The organism is Helicobacter cinaedi CCUG 18818 = ATCC BAA-847 (assembly GCF_000155475.1).
Classification (GTDB): Bacteria; Campylobacterota; Campylobacteria; order Campylobacterales; family Helicobacteraceae; genus Helicobacter_C; species Helicobacter_C cinaedi.
The window spans coordinates 1-1,978 of record NZ_DS990397.1 but is presented as its reverse complement, the minus strand read 5'-3'; the positions used below and the strand labels follow the sequence as shown (position 1 = coordinate 1,978).

Below are 1,978 nucleotides of genomic sequence, written 5' to 3'. Positions count from 1 at the left end.
TCCTTAGAGACTGCCACACAAACAAAATCCAATCAAATACAGCACACACAACAGATAAGACAAACACAAGACTTACAACCAGAATCTGCACTATCACAATCTAATACCAACACTATACTAAGTTTTGATTCTAAAGAAAACTTAGAGCAATTCACAAAAGATATACAAGAGATTATCATTAAAGACAAAAAGAAAGGGAATACTAAATTGGTGCATAGGTTTATTATTGATTATGATATGCCATTCGTATTTTTAAATAAAGATATAGGCAGGGTTAATATTGCTGATTTACCTTATTCTAGCATTAGCCAAGAAATTCTAACAAACAAGCTAGAATCTGATAAGCTTTATATTGTAAAATCTTGGTTTAATGAACAAGTAGTAGGAATGAATGATGTTCGTAAAATATCACTACAAACTATTGATATAATCAACCGCAAAGATATGAGTAAAAATCCTTTAATCTATAAAGCATTAGATAAACTCATTGAGGATTATAAAGTTTATAAAGATAATTTTCCACAAGAATATTATGTAGAGTTTGGGAGATATATGGTGGAGAGTGGTATACAAGAAAAAACAGGTATTCTTTATATTAAAATCCTTGAGACTCTTATAGAATGTTGTGAACTCATTACAGATAGCTTGATGTTTGGTGATAAAGAGTATAAAAATGGTGGCATTGCTATATTTCATCTTTATGAAAACTATGTGTCTAAGTTTGAGGGTGATGAGAATGGGTTGGATAAGGTTAGTCATTTTCTCTTTAGCACATTAATGGCTTTTAGAGATAATGTCATAGTTGCTAATATCGCAAGTGTTGGCAATGAAATAGTGGATTATCTATCGTTAAATGCGAAAAAAGCCTATAATAAATTATTTAACAACAAAATCGAGAATTATGGCACAGGATTTGACAAAGGCGATATAAAAGCAAACAATGCAGGAATCTCCTATGGAGCTGAATTGAAAGAAAGGGTTATAAAAGGTCTTTTTCAATGAAAAAAGTGAATTTATGGATTTTTATTGCTTTTGTTATGTGTTTAGCTATTTGGTTTGTCCATATACCATTTTTGCTTAGCCCAAATGTATTACACAAAGTAGGAGAATCTCATCACTTAAGTCAAGCTCATACTTTCTTGAAAGGTAGTCAGATTTTTGTGATATATGCATTGTGTCTTATGATTCTTGCAGGCAAACGATACTTAGATTCTAAGTGGCAACCATACCGATTGTATAGAATCTGTGCTACATTTCTAGTAAGTGTGGCTTTTATCTTGGTATGGCTTTTTAGTTTTGTTTCAAGTATGATTTTTCATTGTGATTATTTTTGGACTTTTCATTGCCTAGAAGTAGCTTGTGAGTTTCCCATAGAAATTGGCATAGCGTATTTATTTTTTGCCCTGCCTTTGTTGTGTATGCTAAGTTTGATATTAGCTTTTGCCTCTTATAACAAGATTCTTAGTCGCAGTAATTGCCTATGGCTCTCTTGGTTACTATTTTTTATGCTTGTCTCTATAGTAATATACTTTTTTAATGATGGGATAAATTGTCAGACATAATGAATTTAACAGATAAACAAGGTATAGAATATGGGAACGAACTTAGACTAAAATATGGGAAAATCATATAATGAAAAGAAAACTTACAATACTTGGAATTGTTATTTTGACATTACTAATGCCTTTTGTTATAAATATTTTGAATCTAATCATAATTTTTTCATTAGAAGATAGCCTTGAGATTACAAATGATTCGATACCTTTTATAATACATTTAATTGGGCTTATTTTATTATTTATTTTCTTGTGGATTATTTTTATCAAGACAAAAGAGCGATATTTAGCAGATACCTATATAGCTTTTATATGTCTTATTGCTGTATTTATAGGATTGTTTTTCTTTGCTGTTTGGACACAAGTTTATCCTCACCTTTCATCTTATGACAGGATGATAAATTCGCCTTAATGTAGCACTC

Annotated in this window: 3 protein-coding genes; all 3 read left to right on the top strand. The window is 30.3% G+C overall.

Annotated elements, in window-relative coordinates; all coding sequences use genetic code 11:
- On the top strand, positions 1 to 1,002 hold a 1,002-nt coding region (locus HCCG_RS10770), incomplete at its 5' end, for a hypothetical protein (RefSeq protein WP_034548573.1).
- Positions 999 to 1,562, top strand: a complete 564-nt coding sequence (locus HCCG_RS10765; protein WP_002957579.1) for a hypothetical protein — start codon at positions 999 to 1,001, stop codon at positions 1,560 to 1,562. The genes HCCG_RS10770 and HCCG_RS10765, both read left to right, overlap by 4 nt.
- 70 nt (positions 1,563 to 1,632) lie before the next feature.
- Entirely contained in the window at positions 1,633 to 1,968 is a 336-nt protein-coding gene (locus HCCG_RS12670) for a hypothetical protein (protein WP_002957578.1), read from the top strand.
- Positions 1,969 to 1,978: the final 10 nt, after the last annotated feature.

Bases quoted from the DNA above. Each gene is read 5' to 3' on its own strand.
- HCCG_RS10765 (WP_002957579.1), top strand. From the start codon at position 999: ATGAAAAAAGTGAATTTATGGATTTTTATTGCTTTTGTTATGTGTTTA.
- HCCG_RS12670 (WP_002957578.1), top strand. From the start codon at position 1,633: ATGAAAAGAAAACTTACAATACTTGGAATTGTTATTTTGACATTACTA.